This is a genomic window from Paraburkholderia sp. BL18I3N2, from assembly GCF_003001875.1.
In the GTDB taxonomy this organism is placed as follows: domain Bacteria; phylum Pseudomonadota; class Gammaproteobacteria; order Burkholderiales; family Burkholderiaceae; genus Paraburkholderia; species Paraburkholderia phytofirmans.
Genome location: NZ_PVNC01000059.1, coordinates 1 through 2416 on the forward strand (window position 1 = coordinate 1; position 2416 = coordinate 2416).

Annotated in this window: 3 protein-coding genes; 2 read left to right on the forward strand and 1 reads right to left on the reverse strand. The window is 62.0% G+C overall.

Annotation, left to right across the window (positions count from 1 at the left end; translation table 11 throughout):
- The first annotated feature begins 312 nt into the window (after positions 1 to 312).
- Together B0G75_RS39920 and B0G75_RS39925 are read left to right on the forward strand one after the other, a co-directional pair.
- Entirely contained in the window at positions 313 to 870 is a 558-nt protein-coding gene (locus B0G75_RS39920; protein WP_106314951.1) for a DUF1007 family protein, read from the forward strand.
- Positions 871 to 1106: 236 nt separating this feature from the next.
- Positions 1107 to 2030 carry a nickel/cobalt transporter gene (locus B0G75_RS39925; protein ID WP_181309451.1) on the forward strand — a complete coding sequence of 308 codons (924 nt, stop codon included), beginning with the start codon at positions 1107 to 1109 and terminating at the stop codon, positions 2028 to 2030.
- 62 nt (positions 2031 to 2092) lie between these two features.
- Here B0G75_RS39925 and B0G75_RS39930 read toward each other — a convergent pair.
- Positions 2093 to 2416: GTP-binding protein (locus B0G75_RS39930; RefSeq protein ID WP_146142613.1), on the reverse strand; the 324-nt coding region annotated here is incomplete at its 5' end.

Sequence of the window (2416 nt, forward strand, 5' to 3'; positions counted from 1 at the left end):
GGGCAATGACCGTCCGGAAGCACAGTTGCAGCTACCCGCCATCTACTCGGAAACGCTGTGGCTCGAGCGGCTCAGTCAATGACGCGTCACAGACAACCCTCGTGCGCGCCATCGATACAGACATGTTGTCAATTGGCACCGCGTGTTCATTCGCGGTTCTGGCGAGGCGATAATGCGGCTGCTCCCGTGCACCGCTTCGCTCCGGGTGGCATCGGCACACGAAAGGCTCTTCAAAGTCTGCAACGCTCCCTGGCGCGACACATGACCCGACCCTTACGATTTCCTGTATCGACGATCAGGCACTGGCTGGCGATGCTTGCCATTCTGAGCGCATCGGCTGCCGTGGCGCACCCCCACGTCTGGATCATGTACAACGCAAAGATCCGCATGCGGGGCGTGACGATTACCGCGATAACGGAGACCTGGCGTTTTACCGAGGGCTTTCCGGTCATGCTGGTCGGGATCGATCATCTGCCGTCAAGCGGCCCGCTGGGGCCGGCGCAAACGGCGATTTTCAAAAAGCAGGCGTTCTCGTCCCTGGGACCAGCCGACTACTTCAGCCATCTGCTCGTTGACGGCGAACCGCAGCATTTCGCGGAGCCTTCGGATTTCAGGGTATCGGTGGAAAACGGACGGATCGAATACACCTTTACACTGCCACTTGTGAAGCCGGTTACGGTCGCAGGAAAGCGGGTGCAATTCGGAGTCTGGGACGAATCGTTTTACGTCGACTACGACCCGGGGTCGGATCCTGCCGTTTCGCTCGACAGCGGCGCTGCCTTGACGTGCAGGACCCGGAACTTCGCCGACCAGCATCACCCTGTCTTTTATGGAACTGTCGTTCCCCAGGCCACGGCACTCACATGTTGAAGGCTATCTGTCGGATTTATGCGGCCACTTGCGTCGCGCTGCCAATCCGGGGCGCAATCGCCTCCCTGATTTTTCTCTGCGTCGCTGTGCCGGTTGCGTCCCAGGCCCAAGGCATCGATGTCTTCGGCCAGCCGATTGCAGCGTCAACGGCCGCTGCTGCGTCACCCGTATCACCACAGGGATCCGTAGCGCAAGACACCGATGTCAACCCGGAACGGGACTGGATTCCGGGTCCTGTGCGGCATGCAGTCCTGGCCGCCGTCCGTCTTCAGGGACGCTGGAACGCCCGTATCCAGGATATGACGGTGCGCCTCGGCACAGAGCGTGATCCGGCTTTGTGGATGGTACTGCTCGGACTGTCTTTCGCGTACGGCGTGCTACATGCACTCGGGCCAGGTCATGGCAAGCTTGTGGTCGGCACCTTCCTGGGATCGCGCGGCGCACGTCTTCGCGAGGCAATACTCCTGAGCGGCTGGACCGCCGCTGTGCAGGCTGCCAGCGCGATCGTCGTGGTCATGGGAAGCATTCTGGTAACGCGGGAAGGCGCTCAGGGCATACTCGCGCGCGCTGTTTCGCTTGAACTGGTCAGCTACGTGATGCTTTGCGTCGCCGGAAGCTGGACCGTCTGGTCGATCGCCACGCGGCGCGACTGCTGCTCCGGCGGCCGCAAGGTCGTGCTGGTTCCGCGACGCTCGAGCACCATGAATGACCAGGGCGATCACGACCGCGGTTATCTCGGCCACCGGCTGCCGGTGCACTTGCGCCCCGCACTTCGTCTGCCCGTGCAGGCGAAGGCAACTCGCATCCCGAAGACGGACGGGATGCTATCGCAGATCTGCCTGACCGGGCTGGGCGCGGGCATGCGGCCGTGTGCGGGAGCGATCTTTGTGCTGGTCGTCTCGGTGGGCGCGCACGTGCCGGAGGCAGGCATCTCAGCCACAATGGCCATGGCGCTGGGCGTCACGGTGACCGTCACGCTTGTCGGTCTTGGCGCATCCGGGCTGAACCGGGGCGTTGGGCGCCTAGCACTACGTTATGGCCCGCGCGTCGCGGACGTGCAGCGAAGGGCGGCTCTGCTCGGCAGCATCGCTATCGTCGCGTTTGCCGCACTTCAGATCGCTTTGCAGATCGGCGGTGTACTGACGCCGTCCCTGTCGTAGGAGCGGCGGCATCACCAAACATCGCTGGTCACAAGTGCGAATTGATTCCTGCCGCCTTCCGGCTATCTGTTTTTCTGTTCGGTGTTAATGCACGCGTCGAGTCCCTGCCTGAGAAGGTCCTGGGGCAACTGCCGACCAATAAAGACAATCTTTGTCTCCCGGGTTTCGTCGGATCGCCACGGCTTGCCGACGTCGGCGCCAAAGATCATATGGACGCCCTGAAAGATCATCCGGCACTCCACTCCAGCGAGATTCAACACGCCCTTGTAGCGCAGCATGGCGGCGCCATAGATCTGCACGATCGAGCCAAAGAACTCCTCGAGCCGGTCCGCATCGAGCGGGACTGTCGAGCGGTAAACAAAGGACGACACGTCATCATCATGTTC

Excerpts from the sequence above, each read along its gene's own strand:
- B0G75_RS39920 (WP_106314951.1), top strand. The coding sequence starts at position 313 with ATGCTTGCCATTCTGAGCGCATCGGCTGCCGTGGCGCACCCCCACGTC.